At 65.4% G+C, this 15,666-nt stretch carries 16 protein-coding genes; 9 read left to right on the top strand and 7 right to left on the bottom strand.

The window, feature by feature from the left end; all coding sequences use genetic code 11:
- The first annotated feature begins 53 nt into the window (after positions 1-53).
- Positions 54-782, top strand: coding sequence for a Clp protease N-terminal domain-containing protein (locus tag ACQP1G_RS03715; protein WP_433198354.1), 729 nt, complete (start codon positions 54-56; stop codon positions 780-782).
- 183 nt (positions 783-965) lie between these two features.
- On the opposite strand, the gene ACQP1G_RS03720 is transcribed toward ACQP1G_RS03715, so the two are convergent.
- Together ACQP1G_RS03720 and ACQP1G_RS03725 are read right to left on the bottom strand one after the other, a co-directional pair.
- Positions 966-3,023, bottom strand: a complete 2,058-nt coding sequence (locus tag ACQP1G_RS03720; protein ID WP_433198356.1) for an NAD(+) synthase — start codon at positions 3,021-3,023, stop codon at positions 966-968.
- Between the two features lie 44 nt (positions 3,024-3,067).
- The gene (locus ACQP1G_RS03725; protein ID WP_433198359.1) at positions 3,068-3,742 is read right to left on the bottom strand and encodes a suppressor of fused domain protein; all 675 of its coding nucleotides are present in this window, start codon (positions 3,740-3,742) and stop codon (positions 3,068-3,070) included.
- A 198-nt stretch (positions 3,743-3,940) separates the two neighbouring features.
- Here ACQP1G_RS03725 and ACQP1G_RS03730 point away from each other — a divergent pair, with 198 nt between their 5' ends.
- Both ACQP1G_RS03730 and groL read left to right on the top strand, forming a co-directional pair.
- On the top strand, positions 3,941-4,240 hold the full coding sequence (locus ACQP1G_RS03730; protein ID WP_433198361.1) for a hypothetical protein: 300 nt from the start codon (positions 3,941-3,943) through the stop codon (positions 4,238-4,240).
- A gap of 209 nt (positions 4,241-4,449) precedes the next feature.
- A complete protein-coding gene (groL, locus tag ACQP1G_RS03735) occupies positions 4,450-6,075 on the top strand; it encodes a chaperonin GroEL (RefSeq protein ID WP_354955562.1) in 1,626 nt (541 codons plus the stop codon).
- 206 nt (positions 6,076-6,281) lie between these two features.
- Here the strand turns inward: groL and ACQP1G_RS03740 are convergent, their stop codons facing one another.
- Entirely contained in the window at positions 6,282-7,400 is a 1,119-nt protein-coding gene (locus tag ACQP1G_RS03740) for a DUF6585 family protein (protein WP_433198363.1), read from the bottom strand.
- A 194-nt stretch (positions 7,401-7,594) separates the two neighbouring features.
- A complete protein-coding gene (locus ACQP1G_RS03745) occupies positions 7,595-8,608 on the bottom strand; it encodes an SMP-30/gluconolactonase/LRE family protein (protein WP_433198365.1) in 1,014 nt (337 codons plus the stop codon).
- Positions 8,609-8,731: 123 nt separating this feature from the next.
- Here ACQP1G_RS03745 and ACQP1G_RS03750 point away from each other — a divergent pair, with 123 nt between their 5' ends.
- Positions 8,732-9,190: a MarR family winged helix-turn-helix transcriptional regulator gene (locus ACQP1G_RS03750; protein WP_433198367.1), complete on the top strand. Its 459-nt coding sequence runs from the start codon at positions 8,732-8,734 to the stop codon at positions 9,188-9,190.
- Between the two features lie 660 nt (positions 9,191-9,850).
- Here ACQP1G_RS03750 and ACQP1G_RS03755 read toward each other — a convergent pair.
- Positions 9,851-10,459, bottom strand: coding sequence for a TetR/AcrR family transcriptional regulator (locus ACQP1G_RS03755; RefSeq protein ID WP_433198369.1), 609 nt, complete (start codon positions 10,457-10,459; stop codon positions 9,851-9,853).
- Positions 10,460-10,614: 155 nt separating this feature from the next.
- Here ACQP1G_RS03755 and ACQP1G_RS03760 point away from each other — a divergent pair, with 155 nt between their 5' ends.
- From ACQP1G_RS03760 to ACQP1G_RS03780, 5 genes are all read left to right on the top strand, one after another.
- The gene (locus ACQP1G_RS03760; protein WP_433198371.1) at positions 10,615-10,911 is read left to right on the top strand and encodes a DUF2867 domain-containing protein; all 297 of its coding nucleotides are present in this window, start codon (positions 10,615-10,617) and stop codon (positions 10,909-10,911) included.
- 57 nt (positions 10,912-10,968) lie between these two features.
- Positions 10,969-11,769 (top strand): HAD-IIA family hydrolase, encoded by an 801-nt coding sequence (locus tag ACQP1G_RS03765; RefSeq protein ID WP_433198373.1) that lies wholly within the window; start codon positions 10,969-10,971, stop codon positions 11,767-11,769.
- A gap of 234 nt (positions 11,770-12,003) precedes the next feature.
- Positions 12,004-12,636, top strand: coding sequence for a TetR/AcrR family transcriptional regulator (locus ACQP1G_RS03770; protein WP_433198375.1), 633 nt, complete (start codon positions 12,004-12,006; stop codon positions 12,634-12,636).
- A 50-nt stretch (positions 12,637-12,686) separates the two neighbouring features.
- Positions 12,687-13,547: an alpha/beta hydrolase family protein gene (locus tag ACQP1G_RS03775; RefSeq protein ID WP_433198377.1), complete on the top strand. Its 861-nt coding sequence runs from the start codon at positions 12,687-12,689 to the stop codon at positions 13,545-13,547.
- Positions 13,548-13,581: 34 nt separating this feature from the next.
- The gene (locus ACQP1G_RS03780; protein WP_433198379.1) at positions 13,582-14,019 is read left to right on the top strand and encodes a nitroreductase/quinone reductase family protein; all 438 of its coding nucleotides are present in this window, start codon (positions 13,582-13,584) and stop codon (positions 14,017-14,019) included.
- On the opposite strand, the gene ACQP1G_RS03785 is transcribed toward ACQP1G_RS03780, so the two are convergent.
- Together ACQP1G_RS03785 and ACQP1G_RS03790 are read right to left on the bottom strand one after the other, a co-directional pair.
- Positions 13,950-14,672, bottom strand: coding sequence for a TetR/AcrR family transcriptional regulator C-terminal domain-containing protein (locus ACQP1G_RS03785; protein WP_433198381.1), 723 nt, complete (start codon positions 14,670-14,672; stop codon positions 13,950-13,952). The genes ACQP1G_RS03780 and ACQP1G_RS03785 overlap by 70 nt on opposite strands.
- Before the next feature lie 17 nt (positions 14,673-14,689).
- Positions 14,690-15,613 (bottom strand): alpha/beta fold hydrolase, encoded by a 924-nt coding sequence (locus tag ACQP1G_RS03790; RefSeq protein ID WP_433198383.1) that lies wholly within the window; start codon positions 15,611-15,613, stop codon positions 14,690-14,692.
- Between the last annotated feature and the right edge of the window lie 53 nt (positions 15,614-15,666).

Raw genomic sequence — 15,666 nt, forward strand, 5'->3', positions numbered from 1 at the left:
CGAATCGTCAACTAAGGGTTGACGGAAGCAGATCGTCAACTTATGGTTGACGCATGGCAACAAACATACGGCTCGACGATCTGATCGAGGGCATCAAGAAGGCGCGTCCGGACGACGTGCTCGAACAACTCTCCGATGCGGTGGTCACGGCCGGGCACCTCGGCGAAGTGGCCGATCATCTGATCGGCCACTTCGTGGATCAGGCCCGCCGCTCCGGCGCCTCGTGGACCGATATCGGCGCCAGCATGGGCGTCACCAAACAGGCCGCGCAGAAGCGGTTCGTACCCAAGGGCCCCGGTGATCCGGCGGCCATGGATCCCAATGCGGGCTTCGCGAAGTTCACCCCGCGGGCGCGCAAGATGGTGGTGGTCTCCCAGGAGGCGGCGCGCACGTCCGATCATCCGCAGATCGCCGTCGGCCATCTGGTGCTGGGTCTGCTCTCCCAGCCGGAAGGTCTTGGTGCACGGGCGATTACCGCCCAAGGTATCGAGCTCGCTGCCGTCCGCAACGCGGCGGCGGCGGCCCTTGCCGAACAGCCCACTGATCAGGCGAATATGCCAGCGCTCATTCCGTTCGATTCCGAGGCCAAGAAGGTGCTGGAGCTGACCTTCCGCGAGGCACTGCGCTTGGGACACAACTACATCGGCACCGAACATGCCCTGCTCGCGCTGCTCGAACAGGAGAACGGTACCGGAATCCTGTCCGATGTCGGTGTGGACAAGGCGAAGGCCGAAGCCGATCTGGTCGAACTGCTTTCGGTGATCGTCGCCGAGAAGTCATGAACATCCGGGCCGTGCTTGCTGCCAGCCGACGTCGAATTGCCTGGATAGTCATCGGCATTCGGTCCACGCGCGCGGCCAGGGCACGGCAGCGGCGGGCCGTTCGCGCGCGCGGAGTATCGGTGCGGCGCGGGTCGGCGGATGTCGGTTCGCGGCAATACCGCCCGCCCGCCGCGGCCTGAGCGCTCAGCGCTCCGGCACGTTGCGGGCGAGTTCGTCCAACCATGCGGCGGCGGAGGCGTCGCTGGGTGCGCGCCAGTCGCCGCGCGGTGAAAGTGAGCCGCCCGAACCGACTTTCGGGGCATTGGGCAGGGTGGAGCGTTTGAACTGGCTGGTCTGCACGAAGCGGCGGAGGAATTCGGCCAGCCAGTGTTTGATCGTCGGCAGATCGTAGGAATTGCGCTGGTCGGCGGGGATGAGGTCCGGCCAGCTGCCGAGTTCGCGCTCGGACCAGGCATGTCGGGCCAGATAGGCGATGCGACTCGGACGGTAACCGAAGCGCAGCAGGTAGTAGAGGTGGAAGTCCTGCAGCTCATAGGGGCCGACGGTGGCTTCGGAGCTCTGGCTCGGGGCGGTGGAGTCGTCGCTGGGCACCAACTCCGGCGAGATCTCGGTCTGCAGGATCGATGACAGCACCTTGCCCGCTGCATCGCCGAACTGGTCGGTGTCGACGGCCCAGGCGATCAGGTATTTGATCAGCGTCTTCGGTACCGAGGCGTTCACGCTGTAGTGCGCCATATGGTCGCCGACGCCGAAAGTGCACCAGCCCAAGGCGAGTTCGCTGAGGTCACCGGTGCCGACGACAAGTGCTTTGTGCTGGTTGGCAAGCCGGAAGAGATGCGCGGTGCGCTCACCGGCCTGGACGTTCTCATAGGTGATGTCGTACTGCGGAACACCTTCGGCGGCAGGGTGATTCAGATCGCGCAGCATCTGGGTGGCGGACGGACGGATATCGACTTCCCGTGCGGTCACGCCGAGCGCCTCCATCAGCGCGTGCGCGTCGGTGCGGGTACGGGTGCTGGTCGCGAAGCCGGGCATGGTGTAGGCGAGCACATTCGTCCGAGGCAGCCCGAGCCGATCCATGGTCTTGGCCGCGACGATCAATGCCTGGGTGGAGTCGAGTCCGCCGGAGACGCCGATGACAACGCGCTCGCTGCCGATGGCGCGCAAGCGGGTGCTCAGGCCCTCGACCTGGATGTGGTGCACCTCCGCGCAGCGTTCATTGCGAGCTGCCGGATCGCTGGGAACGTAAGGGAAGCGCTGGATTTCGCGGTGCAGCGCCAGCGTGCCGGTCGGGACGGGCAGCTCGACCTCGATGCGCCGGAGCCGGACCAGCCGGTCGCGGTGATCGTGCACATTGTCGGCGAAGCTGGTGGTACGGATGCGGTCCGCGGCCAGCCGCTGCATGTCGAGATCCGCGGTGACCAGTTGGGGATGGTCGGAGAATCGCGCACCTTCGGCGAGCAGCTCGCCGTTCTCACACACCAGCGCCTGTCCGTCCCAGGCCATATCGGTGGTCGATTCACCATGTCCGGCAGCCGAATACAGATAGGCGGCCAGATAGCGCGCGGAGTGCGATGTGCACAGTGCACGCCGATAGTCGGCCTTGCCGATGACGATATTGCTCGCCGACAGATTGACCAGTACGGTCGCACCCGCCAGTGCGGCATATCCGCTGGGTGGCAACGGAACCCAGCCGTCCTCGCAGATCTCCAGATGGAATACGAAGCCGTCGACATTGGTCGCGGTGAACAGCAGATCGGCCCCGAACGGCACCCGCTGCCCGGCGATCGTGATGTGGTCGTCCAGGGTCTCCCTGGCCGCCGCGAACTGGCGCTTCTCATAGAACTCGCGATAGTTCGGCAGGTAGCTCTTCGGTGCCGCACCCAGCACGGTGCCACGGCACATCGCGATCGCGCAGTTGAACAGTCGCCCCTGCGCCCGCACCGGGGCCCCGACCACCAGCACCGTATCGATCTCCGCGCTCTCGGCGACGACGCGTTCGAGCGCCGCGTCCACCGCGTCGGTCAGCGCGTCTTGGTGGAACAGATCGTCGGCGGTATAGCTGGAGAGCCCGAGTTCGGGGAAGACGGTCAACACCACGCCGTCGGCGGCCGCTCGTCGGGCCAGCTCCAGCGTCTGTTCGACGTTGTAGGCGGGATCGGCGACCCGGACCCGCGGTACCGCGACCGCCACCCGCGTGAACCCGTGCCGGTAGAGCGAGTCGAACGGCAATTCGGGCAAGGTCGTCCCCCTTCGGGATCGTTGATCTTCCTCCAGTGCGAAATCTACGCGCGCCCGCGCAGACCCCCGCCCCAGCGCGGCCATTCCGCCTTGGCCTTCGGCTCCTCGATCAGTGGTCCGCGGTCGATATCGGTGACGAACAGCGGTAGGTGCGGCGCCAGTTCGTCGAGCACCGCGAGCGTGTGCCCGCCCTGTGCGGCCCGGTACTCCGGCATGGTCAGGCCGACGATCTGCAGGAACTGGACGCGTCCATGCGGTGTGTCGATGGCGCCGAGCTCCGGATCGACGGTGAAGGCGACGGCGTGGATATCCGAATCCGCGCGCTCGGCGGCGATCGGGCCGTTGGCCTTGATGGTGTGGCCGGGTGCGAACCCGTTCCCGGACTGGAATACGTAGCGTGCCAGATTCTGCAGGAAGGTGGCGGGCCAGACCGGAGGTTCGGGCTCTTGCGGCTGTCGGACCAGCCGGAATGTGAACTCGAATCCCCAACCCGATTCATCTGGATCGTCCCATTCCTTCTCGTGCAGCTCGGTCATGCCATAGCTGACGTAATGCCAGTGCGGAACTGGTTCGGTGCGCGGATAGGCGCTGATGCCGTCCAGCGGATCGGGACCGCCGAGCGACCAGGGCACCCGCGTCGCCCAATGGCTGGGTTCGATGTCGTGATACAGCTGTTCCAACGCGGCGTCGATAGCGCTCCAGCCGGGACTTTCACTCACTCGGACACTGTAAGTCGGCAAGAGCTGCCCGGCGCGGTACCCGATTCGCGGCGCTCGCGTACTCGCCCCGGGTGCGCGGATCGGGAATGGTTGGCCGACAGCGGTTTGCTGGGCATATCGGCTGTGACGGCGGTGCCGGTTCGGGACCGGCCGGCCTGTCGGGAAAGGCCTGATCCGACGCACCGGTAAGCTATAGCAATGGCGGATGTCGCGGATTCCGACCTAGTTGCGGGGGAACGACGCGCTGATCTCGAGCGTGCGCTGACCTATGTGTCCACCGAGTCGCAGCCCGACGGCAGCTACATCATCAACGGCGACCTGCCGCCGCATGTCGCGCCGCCGTTCATTCGGGCGATCATGCGGGTGGAGGCTGAGCTGCTGCTCAACGATGCGGAACTCGTAACGGTCGATGAGGGAGAACCACGCACGCCCGAGCAACGCCGGGCCGACGCGTTCGTCGCGTTGATACTCCGGGTGGACGACCGCAGTTCGGCCTGAGGGGCGGACCTTGCACTCGATACCCCTGAGTGCTAAAAAGGGCTTTGGCACTCTCGACGTGTGAGTGCCAGGTCGGGACGGTGAGACCGGGTTCCATCGACACCCTCGGTCGTCCGTCGCGGGCACCGAACCTGGCCAGCGTAAATGGGGCGATCCAACCTGCGGTCGTCCTGTGTGTCAGCCATAAACATGTGGAGGATCTCAACGCAATGGCCAAGACAATTGCGTACGACGAAGAGGCCCGTCGCGGCCTCGAGCGGGGCTTGAACGCCCTCGCCGACGCGGTCAAGGTGACGCTGGGCCCGAAGGGTCGCAACGTTGTCCTGGAGAAGAAGTGGGGCGCCCCCACGATCACCAACGATGGTGTTTCCATCGCCAAGGAGATCGACCTGGAGGACCCGTACGAGAAGATCGGCGCCGAGCTGGTCAAGGAAGTCGCCAAGAAGACCGACGACGTCGCTGGCGATGGCACCACCACCGCCACCGTGCTGGCCCAGGCGCTCGTACGTGAGGGCCTGCGCAACGTCGCGGCCGGCGCCAACCCTCTCGGCCTGAAGCGCGGCATCGAGAAGGCCGTCGAGGCCGTCACCACCAAGCTGCTCGACACCGCCAAGGAGGTCGAGACCAAGGAGCAGATCGCCGCTACCGCCGGTATCTCGGCTGGCGACTCGTCCATCGGTGAGCTCATCGCCGAGGCCATGGACAAGGTCGGCAAGGAAGGTGTCATCACCGTCGAGGAGAGCAACACCTTCGGGCTCCAGCTGGAGCTCACCGAGGGTATGCGCTTCGACAAGGGCTACATCTCCGGTTACTTCGTGACCGACCCGGAGCGTCAGGAAGCGGTCCTCGAGGATCCGTACATCCTGCTCGTCGGTTCCAAGGTCTCCACCGTCAAGGACCTGCTGCCGCTGCTGGAGAAGGTCATCCAGGCCGGTAAGCCGCTGCTGATCATCGCCGAGGACGTCGAGGGCGAGGCCCTGTCGACCCTGGTCGTGAACAAGATCCGTGGCACCTTCAAGTCCGTTGCCGTCAAGGCGCCGGGCTTCGGTGACCGTCGCAAGGCGCAGCTGGCCGATATCGCCATCCTGACCGGTGGCGAGGTCATCAGCGAAGAGGTCGGCCTCTCCCTGGAGACCGCTGGCATCGAGCTGCTCGGCCAGGCCCGCAAGGTCGTCATCACCAAGGATGAGACCACCATCGTCGAGGGCGCTGGCGACGCGGAGGCCATCAAGGGCCGCGTTGCGCAGATCCGCACCGAGATCGAGAACTCGGATTCGGACTACGACCGGGAGAAGCTGCAGGAGCGTCTGGCCAAGCTGGCCGGCGGTGTTGCGGTGATCAAGGCCGGTGCCGCGACCGAGGTCGAGCTCAAGGAGCGCAAGCACCGCATCGAGGATGCCGTGCGCAACGCCAAGGCTGCCGTCGAGGAGGGCATCGTCGCCGGTGGTGGCGTGGCCCTGCTGCAGTCGGCTCCGGCCCTGGACGACCTGAAGCTCACCGGTGACGAGGCGACCGGCGCGAACATCGTGCGCGTCGCGCTGTCGGCTCCGCTGAAGCAGATCGCGTTCAACGCTGGCCTCGAGCCCGGCGTTGTCGCCGAGAAGGTGTCGAACCTTCCGGCTGGCCACGGCCTGAACGCCGACTCGGGCGAGTACCAGGACCTCCTGGCCGCCGGTGTCGCCGACCCGGTCAAGGTCACCCGTTCGGCCCTGCAGAACGCGGCCTCCATCGCGGCCCTGTTCCTCACCACCGAGGCCGTCGTCGCCGACAAGCCGGAAAAGGCCGCCGCTCCCGCGGGCGACCCGACCGGTGGCATGGGCGGCATGGACTTCTGAGTCCCGCTCCCCAGCAACACTTTTAGACCCGAAGGCCGGGCCACCACTGGTGGCCCGGCCTTCGGTCTTTCGAACTCGGAGCCGAGCATCGGGATGTTCGGTCCTGAAAGAGCCCTTCCCGGTGGGGATTCCGTTCGCGGATCTCGAGGTATCAACGAATAGTTCGAGCTCGGTAGCTATTGCATTGGAAGGTAGTGGGGCGGGGGTTAATTCGACGCGATGCTCAGGTTGTGTGGCGTGTGGTCGGTGGGTTGGTTGTTCTTGTCGACCTTCACGGCGGTGGTTGGTTCGGCGTCGGTGTCGCCTTCCGTCGGTGTGATGACGGGTGTTTCGGTTTTGGTGTCGTCAACCGTTGTGGTGACCACGGGTGTCTCGGTTTCAGCGTCGATAACCGGTGTGCTGGCCGCGGGCGGCTCGATTTCGGCCTCGGCGACCGGTGGGGCGCCTGCGGCGGAGCCGGGTTCGAGCTCGGCAATCGTTGCGGGGTCGGGCTCGGTAACCGGGGCAATGGTGTTCGGCTCGAGTTCCGTGGCAGCGGCGACGCGCAGCCGTTCGGCGAGTTCGTTGAAGATGTAGAAGTTCGGGATTTGGCCGACGGGGGTGAGGGATACCCAACTGCCGACCACCTTCATGCGGACCAATCCGCTTCTGGCGTCGATCAATTGGATGTTTTCCCAGGCGTAGGCCCTGCTGCGGAAATAGAGCGCGGTCAGATCGAGGGCGATCTCGCCGAAATTGACGGTCTTGCTGTCGTCGATGGCGGTGACGGCGCGGGGGAGTTGGGCCAGGGTGATGGCCGACTGGATGGCCCTGCCCCAATCGCGCGCATCGGCGAACAGGGTGTCGTCGAATGCGGCGTCGGCACCGTCGGGGCCGGTCATATGCAGTGAGTATTCGGTGGGGGCGGAGTTCTGGAACGGAATGACCTGCTGGCGCACTTCGGCGTTGTCCCACCGGAATCCGGCGATCTGTTCACCGGAGCGGTACACGGTCATGCCGAAGTCGAACAGATCGAGTCGCGCGGCGCGGTGCCGACGATTACGCCGCCCGCGCAGGAAAGCCATCGACGCGGGGATCAAGGCGATGAGACCGACCGCGAACGCTCCCGGATATGCCCCGACCGTTGCACAGATGACACCGACGGCTGCGAATCCGCCTGCGACGATCCCGCAGCCGCGCACAAAGGTATCGCTGGCAGGCGCTGGTAGAAACGTCTGTCGGTGCGTGCCGAGCTTCCGATATTCGGCCATCAGGTGGATCAGCTGCGACAGTGGAACCTTTTGTGGCCCGCCGGTTCCGACATCGCCATGGCTCGGAGTGGTCAATTGTCCCTCCATGAGGCGGTTTTTCTCCGCGGCGAAGCGTATGTCACTCGACCGAAGGCCGCCACCCCAGCCCCGATCGCTTACGGTTGATCGAGCTTACGTCATCGCGGCGGCACCGCCGCGGATCGGCCGGGCGTTTCGCCGGGAAAGATCGAAGGCCGGTCCGCTCAGCGAACCGGCGCCTCGAGGTTCGATCAGATTCCGTCGACCGCAAGAACGGCGAACGGTGTGGTCGGGGCGCCGGGCCCCATCGGCCCGCCCTTGTCGAACTGGGAGGCTACGACCAGGGTTCGATCATTGCTGCGGATCAAGGTGGTGGGGATGCGCAGGGATTCATCGGTCACCGTGCGTTCCAGTTGGACGCTCGCGCCATCGTCGGTGATCTTCCAACGGGTAATCGTATTGTTGACGTTCTGGGCTGCCCACAGCGTATCGCCGTGCAGTTCCAGCCCGTCACCATTCTTCAGGTCGGGGCCGCGCATGGTGACCCTGCGGATCGGGTTCGGCGAATTCGCGGCGGTCGCAATGCGATACAGCTCGCCGGCGTTCATATCGACGATCAGCAGATAGCGACCGGAATCGTCGGAGACTATGCCGTTCAACGTGAACGCGTTCGGCGTGTGTGCGCTGATGACCGTGCTCAGGTCGAATTGTGTTGTCAGATCGGCTCGTCCGCCGTGTGCCGCGGCGTCGGTGACCTGGTCCGGCGTGATCCGGTAGACCACGGGGTGCAGGCTGTCGGTGACGTAGGCGGTGCCGTCCGGCGTGATGGCCAGATCGTTCACCAGGCGTGGACCGGTGCCGGTGACATCGAAGCGGGCGATCAGTGCGCGGCTGGTGGTGTCGTACACCGCGACTCCGGCCGTCGAGTCGATCACCCAGAGTCGTCCGGCCGCATCGACTTTCAGCCCGTTGGCGGTCTTGCGGCCGTCGGCCCCCTCGGGCAGGAAGGTTTCGGCGCGTTTCGATCCAGGGGTGGCCCGGTAGATGGCGCCGTTGGCGTAGGAGCCGACGTAGGTGTCGCCGGTTCGGGGATCGGCGGCGATGCCCTCGGGGTAGACGCGATCGCCGGGCAGTTCATATGCGGTGCTGATGCGCGTCGACGGTTGGCTGACGGTGGTGGCCTGCGGGGTCTCGGTCGCTGTTCCGCAGGCCGCGACGGCGGTGCAGGCAACTGCGGTGGCGATGGTCGAGATGGTGCGGAACATGCTCATAGCTCCTGGTGGTCGAACATTCAGATGTATTCACATCGTGGAGTGAACACGAATTTATATTAGAACTCTAATCAACGTCAAGAGACTAATAAGAAGATGGGCAGATACCATGCGGATATGACGTCCATGCACTCCTCCGAGCGCCTCGGCTCCTACATCAAGCGCGCCGAACAGGCCCTCAACTCGGCGAAGAGTGCGGCGCTCAAACCGGCGGGCCTCACCGTCCCCCAGTACGGGGCACTGCTGTTCCTCACCGAAAACCCGGGCATCAACGCCGCCGCGCTGGCCCGGCTGTGCGGGGTGACCCCGCCGACCATGAATACGATCCTGACCAATCTCCAGGACCGTGGCCTCATCGAGCGGACGCCGCATGCCTGGCATAGGAACGTCTTGGAGACCCGTCTCACCGAAGCGGGCGCGGCGCTCACGCAGGAGGCGGATGCGAATGCCGTCCACGTGGAACGCGCGTTGGCCGCCGAATTCACCGAATCCGAGCACGCCGCCCTGCGCGGACTGCTCACTCGCTGCGCCGACCTGCTCGACTCGATCCGCCCCGCAGCCACGCCGAAGAAGTAGCTCCTGGGAGCTATTCGGGTGCGGGCATGCCGAGGACGAAAAGCGCTGCGCCGCCACCTGATACCCAGCGACGATCCCCGGATCCGGTGGCGGCCGCGATGACTGGTGCAGCGATGGCGTAGGTCCGGGCGAATATCGAGCACCGGTGACCTGCACCTGATTCGGGTACTCGGCGCCATCGCCGATCCCATCAGGCGGGCGCTGATCCGCGCGCTCGCCGAGGTGTGCGAGCCGCTCGGCCGCGTCATCGACGACCTGTTCAAACGCCCCAAAAGTAGTGGCTTTACCGCCGGTGCCGTAGCAGGTCCACTTGGAGTGAGGGCAAGCCTCGCAAGTCACTCAGGGGTGGGGACAATGGACGCAATCACGGTGGTGTCCGTGATCGGCGCCGTGCTGTTGTACGGCACGATCGCGATCATCAATTTCTCGGGCCGCGGTTGGGTGAGCCGAAACCGCCGTAGGCGGAGCTGGTGGAGCGCAGGCAGTGGTGGCGGCGACACCGACGATGGGTCCAGCTGTGGTGGGGGGTCCAGCTGTGGTGGCGGGTCCAGCTGTGGCGGTGGGTCCAGCTGTGGCGGTGGCTCGAGCTGCGGTGGGGGTTCCGGCTGTGGCGGCGGTGGTGGTGGATGCGGAGGCGGAGGCGGCAGCTGATCCGTTGCGTCAGCGCCGTTTCGGTGGCAGGAGACTCTGAAATGCCGTATCCACCAATATCCTTCGCTGAGCATCAGTGCTCGGCAGTGCGTCGGGGGAGACCCGGGCCAGTTGGTTGAAGCCGTGGTAAATGCTCACGGCGACAACCGCTCTGGTCCGCGCCTGCGCGGCGGGCAAACCCAATTCGCGCAGCAGTTCGGCAATGTATTCGATGCGCCGGTCGGCGACTCGGCGCAATGTCGCCGCGACCGCGGCCCGATCCGCCGACGCCAATAGCGCCAATTCGATGCGTCCGGTGGCCGCGTAGTCGATGACGTGGGCGAACAGTCGGTGCAACCGTTCCGCCGGATCGGTCTCGACACCGACCTCGGCGATCACGTCGTCGGTGCTGCGCTGCTCCCAGCGCGCCAATGCCGCGTCGATGAGAGCCGCGCGGTCCTTGAAATGCCAGTAGAAGCTGCCCTTGGTGGTGCCGAGCCGCTTGGCGATGGGTTCGACGGCGACCGCTGCCAGCCCGCCCGCTGCCAGTGCGTCCAGTGCGGCCTGTGCCCAGTCGTCGGCGCTGAGCCGCCGCGTCGCTGGCGTCTTCGCGGTCACACTCCTGCGCTCTTGTGCCATGCCCGTACGCTACCGTATGGTCGTTCCATACGCTCCCGTATGGTTACCGGAGGAATGTGATGCCTACTTGTGGACGAGTCGAGATTCCCGTACGCGCGGCCCTGGCGCGCTCGTACGGAATCGATTGGGATTACATCGATTCCCATGAAATAGCGTTGCCGCCGGGCGCTCCCACCGATCCTCGGGAATGGACTCGAAAGATATTCTTCGGCAAGCCTTTTCCTGATCGCGAAAGCGATGAGCGCGAGCATGTGACCGCCGATACGATGCCGGTTCTCGATTTTGTCGTATCGGTTCTCGTCGACGGCGGTGCGGTCACCGTCACCTCTTTGGTCAACTACCGAAACGTTTGGGGCCGACGGTATTTCGCTGTTGTTCGCCCGTTCCACCGTCGGCTCGTGCCGTGCATGCTGGCACGTGCCGCCCGTGGGTTCGCCCGCGCCGGCCACTGACACGCCGTGCCGGCGATTGCGGCGGCGACGCCGCGATGACGGCCGTAGGCTGAATCCATGTCCGGCGACACTCGGATCGGCGGTGTGCTCTACGACATCGACGGCGTGCTGGTGACCTCATGGCGGGAGATCGACGGCGCCGTCGACGCCGTGCGTCGAGTGCGCGAAAGCGGGTTGCGCCGAACGTTTCTCACCAATACCACCTCCCGTACCTGCGCCGAGATCGCCGAGCGGCTGCGGGGCGCGGGATTCGACGTCGACGCCGCGGAGATCGTCACCGCCGCCCGGCTCACCGGCGAGTACGTGGGCCGTCGCTATCCGGATGCATCGGTCTGGGTGCTCAACCATGGCGATATCCGGCGCGATCTCGCCGAGCTGACCCTCGATGACGAGCATCCGGATGTCATCGTAATCGGCGGTGCCGGTGCGGAATTCACCCATCGCGCGCTGAGCCGGGTGGTCGAGCTGATGCTGGACGGTGTACCGGTCGTCGCGATGCACAGCGGCCTGACCTGGGCTACCGACGACGGGATCCGCATCGACGCCGGCGCGTATCTGCCGGGCTTGGCGGCCGCGGGCAGCGCCGAGATCACGGTGGTCGGCAAGCCGGCCGCGCCGGGATTTCGGACCTGCGCGGATCTGATGGGTCTCGATCCGGCCGAGGTGTTGATGATCGGCGACGATCTGCACTCCGATGTGCTCGCCGCCCAACAGGTCGGTATGACCGGAGTTCTGGTGCGTACCGGGAAATTCCGGCCCGCGGTGTTAGCGGCGGCATCATCGGCACCGGATCACGTCATTGATTCCGTGGCCGATCTGCCCGCGTTGTTGAAAGGTCTGCCGAACCGTGGAAAATAATTCTAAAAAAACTCCTTCAAAATATTTACGGCGTGCCGAACCCTTCGGTGTCGTCCGCGCCGGCAAACAGTCAGTGACGAGTCCCGTAGCCGTGGCTAGATCGGACAGAAGCGGGATTTCAGTGCAATAGCAACCGCGCGGCCAACTTTCGGCTAACGCGCGATTGGCCGAAGGTTGAGACGAACAGCCCGATCCATGACGAGGGGATCGGGCGCTTCGGTATTGTCTGCCCCAATGTCACAGGATGCGAATACGGGACGAATGTATGCCGGGCAACCCGTAGAGGACCGGCAACGTCAGCGGCGTGCGCGTTTTCTGGAATCGGGCCTAACGGTCTTTGCGCGCGATGGCTACGCCAATAGTTCGGTCGGCGCGATCTGTAAGGACGCCGGACTCTCCTCACGGCAGTTCTATGAGGAGTTCACCGGCCGCGAGTCGCTCCTACTAGAGCTCTACGAGCAGATCGATAGGGAATCTCGCGAAGCGGTGACTGCTGCCCTCGACAAGCAGTCCGACGCGACTGCCCTGGAGATCATCGATGCCTCGGTGCGGGCCTACGTCAAATCCATCGGCGCCGATCCGCGCAAGGCGCGCGTGGCGCTGGTCGAGGTCGTCGGCGCCGGGCCGAAGGTGGAGAAGTTCCGGCTCGAGCTACGCCGAGTCTGGGGTTCACTACTCGCCAGCGCCGCCGAGGATGCCGCCATGCAAGGCGAAATCCCCACGGGTGACTACGAGATGCGGGTGCTCGCCATCATCGGCGCGGTCAACTACGTGGTCGACTCCTGGAGCGGTTCGGATCCGCGGCCGCCACTGGACGACGTGATCCGGGTGCTCAGCCGGGTGATCATGGGCGCGGTCGGCGCGTAGTACGGTCGCTCAGGCCGATCGGTGATCACCTGCGCGGTACGGTGCGCATCATGGAGAATGTTCCGATCCAGATGCCGGATGGCAGCACTGTGCCGGTGCGGTTGTTCCCGGCGAGCGGGACGCACTGTCATCCGGTGACGCCGGACGCTCCCCGTCCCGCGGTGGTCCTGGTGCCCGGTTTGGGCGTTCCGGCCGGGTACTACGAATTGTTCGCCACCGCACTGGCCGCTCGTGGTTTCGACGCGGCCATCGGCGAACTGCGCGGTGCCGGTGACAGCAGGCCGCGACCGAGCGCCTCGAGCACCTACGGCTACCACGAATTGGTCTCGGTCGATTTTCCGGCGATCTTCTCGGTGGTGCGCGACCGGTTCCCGGACAGCACCCCGTATCTTCTCGGCCACAGCATGGGCGGCCAGCTCTCCGTGCTGTATGCCTCGCGCATCCGCGGCCGACTCGGCGGACTGATACTGATCGCCTCCGGCACCCCGTATCACCGCGGCTTCCGGGGGATTTCGGGCCCCGGCATGCTGGTCGGTACCGCGGCTATGTCGATGACGGCCAACTTGGCCGGCTTCTGGCCCGGCGACCGGATCTCGATGGGCGGGTTCGGCCGCCAGTCGAAAGTGTTGATCTCCGACTGGGCCCGGCTGGCCCGCACCGGCCGCTTCACGCCGGTCGGCGCGGATATCGACTACGAGGAGCGCATCGGCAGACTGAAGCTGCCGGTGCTGTCCATCACCATGACCGATGACGATCTCGCGCCCGCCAGTTCGTCGGCGCATCTGCTGGCGAAGATGCCGAAGGCCGATGTGACGACCTGGGTGCAGCCGGAACCCCTGGGGCACAACGGCTGGATCCGCAAATACACCAGCACCGTCGACCAGATCGAGAAGTGGTTGCGCGACCGGTGAGGCGCAATCGCTCGAGCCGTCATAGGCTTGGGACATGTCGAATGAGCAACGGCAGCACATGAATCAGGAGATCGTCGCGGAGTTCCGCGCCAATGCGGGGGTGGTCGGCGGACAGTTCGCGAATACCCCCCTGCTACTCCTGACCACGACCGGTGCGCGCACCGGCGAAGCATTCACCTGGCCGCTGGCATTTCAGCGCGCCGGTGACCGGATGGCGGTGTTCGCCGCCAACGGTGGGCGGCCGAATCGCCCTGGGTGGTACCACAATCTGGTGGCGCATCCAGATGCCGTCGTCGAGGTCGGCAACGAGTCCTGGCCGGTCGTCGCTTCGGTTGTCGAAGGTGATGAGCGGCAACAGCTGTGGGAGCGTCAATTGGTGGTCTCGCCGTTCCTGGCCGACTTTCAGGACAAGGTGTCCTGGGAGATCCCGGTAGTGGTACTCGCCCGGTCGAACGGGACTTCTCGAGCGTGACCGGATTGTTCGCCTAGATGCTTGCCGAATCCGTCGAGCATTGCGGTGAGGCCGATCTCGAAGTGATCGCTGTCCCTCGCGGCATCGTCGGCCGCGGCGAGCATGTTGTAGTTCGCAGCATCCGGTGCGGGCTTGCGGCTGCGCTGTGCCGCGACGGCGGCGACCGTACGACTCAGAATGTGCCCGACCACGTACTCCCGTAGGCAGCGGGCGAACTGCAAGGCCACGGCGGGGGTAAAGCCGACGCCCTGAAGACGTTCCAGCATCCAGTTACCGGTCTCGATCGCCGCGGCGCTGCGGACCGGTCGAGTGGCGAAGATCGGCACCGCATTCGGATGCCGCCGCAGGGTGGAACGCAGCCGATGCGCATAAGCGCTCATCAACTCCGGCCAATCCTGCTGCCACGGCAGCGTTTCCATCTCCAGCTCGTCGAACATCGCCTCGGCGATCCCGTCGAACAGCTCCTGCTGATCGGTGAAGTGCCGATAGGCCGCCATCGGGTCCGCGCCGAGCGCCGCACCCAACTTCCGCATGGTGAAACCGTCGAGCCCTGCCGTATCGATGACGGTCAACGCCACCGCGGCGATGTAATCACGATTCAACGCGGTCCGGATGGTCGGCGTCGGTTGCCTGCGTCCACCTGTTCGGCTCATAGCCAGATCCTTCTCGCTCATTCACCCATCTCGTCGAACAGTTCGAGCAGCCGATCGACGAATGCCTCCGGCTGCAACTGGTAGGGCACATGCCCACCCGGGAATTCCACACAGTCCCGGCCGAGTTCGCCAGCCAGTGTGTGAGTGGCGAGGTAGTACGGCTTGCCGACGCTCTCGCGGCCGGTGCCGAGCCGCCATGGCACCGCGACCTTCCGGAGGGCGGCCGCGTCCGGGTGGTAGTCGAAGCAGAAGGCGGGCAGTTCGCGGACGAGCAGCAGGTCGGCATTGTTCAGCTGGCGGGTCATGGTCGACGGCCGAGCTCGGGTAAGCCGTCGCAGCGCGGCTCCGATCGTCAACGAAACCCGACTTCCGCCCGCCATCAAGACCTGTCCGAAGCTCGACCGCAACACCCGCGGCACATTCGGCATCGTCAGCACGCCGAATGCGGCGAAGGCGCGCAGCGGGCTCTTCTCGACGGCGAGTCTGCCGATCTCGGCGAGCTCCGATCGCGCCGGACTCCCCTCGGACAGCAGTTGGACGAGCGGTGCTTCGTGCACGACCGCGTCGTGCAGGCGGTCGGCGTGCGCGGCGAGCAGTTCCAGCGTGATGATCGCCGCGCCGCTGCTGCCGAAGATGTGGGCGCGCTCGATGGCGTAGGCGTCGAGGATCGCGATGACATCCGCTGCCTGCGTCGCGATATCGATCGCGGCGTGCGGATCGGTGAACGGACTGCGCGAGTTGCCGCGACGGTCGAAGGTGATGACACGGTAGCGGTCGGTCAGCAGTGGCACGACGGCCTCGTACATTCCGGCATCACCGCCGCCACCGGGGATGAGGACCAGGTCCGGTCCGGTTCCGGCCGATTCGGTGTGCAGTCGCGCGCCGGTGGTCTCGACGATTCGTACGGCGGTTTCGGTCATCACGGATCTCTCGCTCGACATGTCTACAGCGTAGATTCAGTCTACATCGTAGACTATGCGGCAAAAAGTGGCCC

The sequence above is a fragment of the Nocardia sp. CA-107356 genome (assembly GCF_050946365.1).
Classification (GTDB): domain Bacteria; phylum Actinomycetota; class Actinomycetes; order Mycobacteriales; family Mycobacteriaceae; genus Nocardia.

What these genes read in the sequence shown, in the direction of transcription:
- ACQP1G_RS03715 (WP_433198354.1), top strand. Translation starts at nt 54, where the DNA reads ATGGCAACAAACATACGGCTCGACGATCTGATCGAGGGCATCAAGAAG.
- ACQP1G_RS03730 (WP_433198361.1), top strand. Translation starts at nt 3,941, where the DNA reads ATGGCGGATGTCGCGGATTCCGACCTAGTTGCGGGGGAACGACGCGCT.
- groL (WP_354955562.1), top strand. Translation starts at nt 4,450, where the DNA reads ATGGCCAAGACAATTGCGTACGACGAAGAGGCCCGTCGCGGCCTCGAG.
- ACQP1G_RS03745 (WP_433198365.1), bottom strand. Translation starts at nt 8,608, where the DNA reads ATGTTCCGCACCATCTCGACCATCGCCACCGCAGTTGCCTGCACCGCC.
- ACQP1G_RS03750 (WP_433198367.1), top strand. Translation starts at nt 8,732, where the DNA reads ATGACGTCCATGCACTCCTCCGAGCGCCTCGGCTCCTACATCAAGCGC.
- ACQP1G_RS03755 (WP_433198369.1), bottom strand. Translation starts at nt 10,459, where the DNA reads ATGGCACAAGAGCGCAGGAGTGTGACCGCGAAGACGCCAGCGACGCGG.
- ACQP1G_RS03765 (WP_433198373.1), top strand. Translation starts at nt 10,969, where the DNA reads ATGTCCGGCGACACTCGGATCGGCGGTGTGCTCTACGACATCGACGGC.
- ACQP1G_RS03770 (WP_433198375.1), top strand. Translation starts at nt 12,004, where the DNA reads ATGTCACAGGATGCGAATACGGGACGAATGTATGCCGGGCAACCCGTA.
- ACQP1G_RS03775 (WP_433198377.1), top strand. Translation starts at nt 12,687, where the DNA reads ATGGAGAATGTTCCGATCCAGATGCCGGATGGCAGCACTGTGCCGGTG.
- ACQP1G_RS03780 (WP_433198379.1), top strand. Translation starts at nt 13,582, where the DNA reads ATGTCGAATGAGCAACGGCAGCACATGAATCAGGAGATCGTCGCGGAG.
- ACQP1G_RS03785 (WP_433198381.1), bottom strand. Translation starts at nt 14,672, where the DNA reads ATGAGCCGAACAGGTGGACGCAGGCAACCGACGCCGACCATCCGGACC.
- ACQP1G_RS03790 (WP_433198383.1), bottom strand. Translation starts at nt 15,613, where the DNA reads ATGTCGAGCGAGAGATCCGTGATGACCGAAACCGCCGTACGAATCGTC.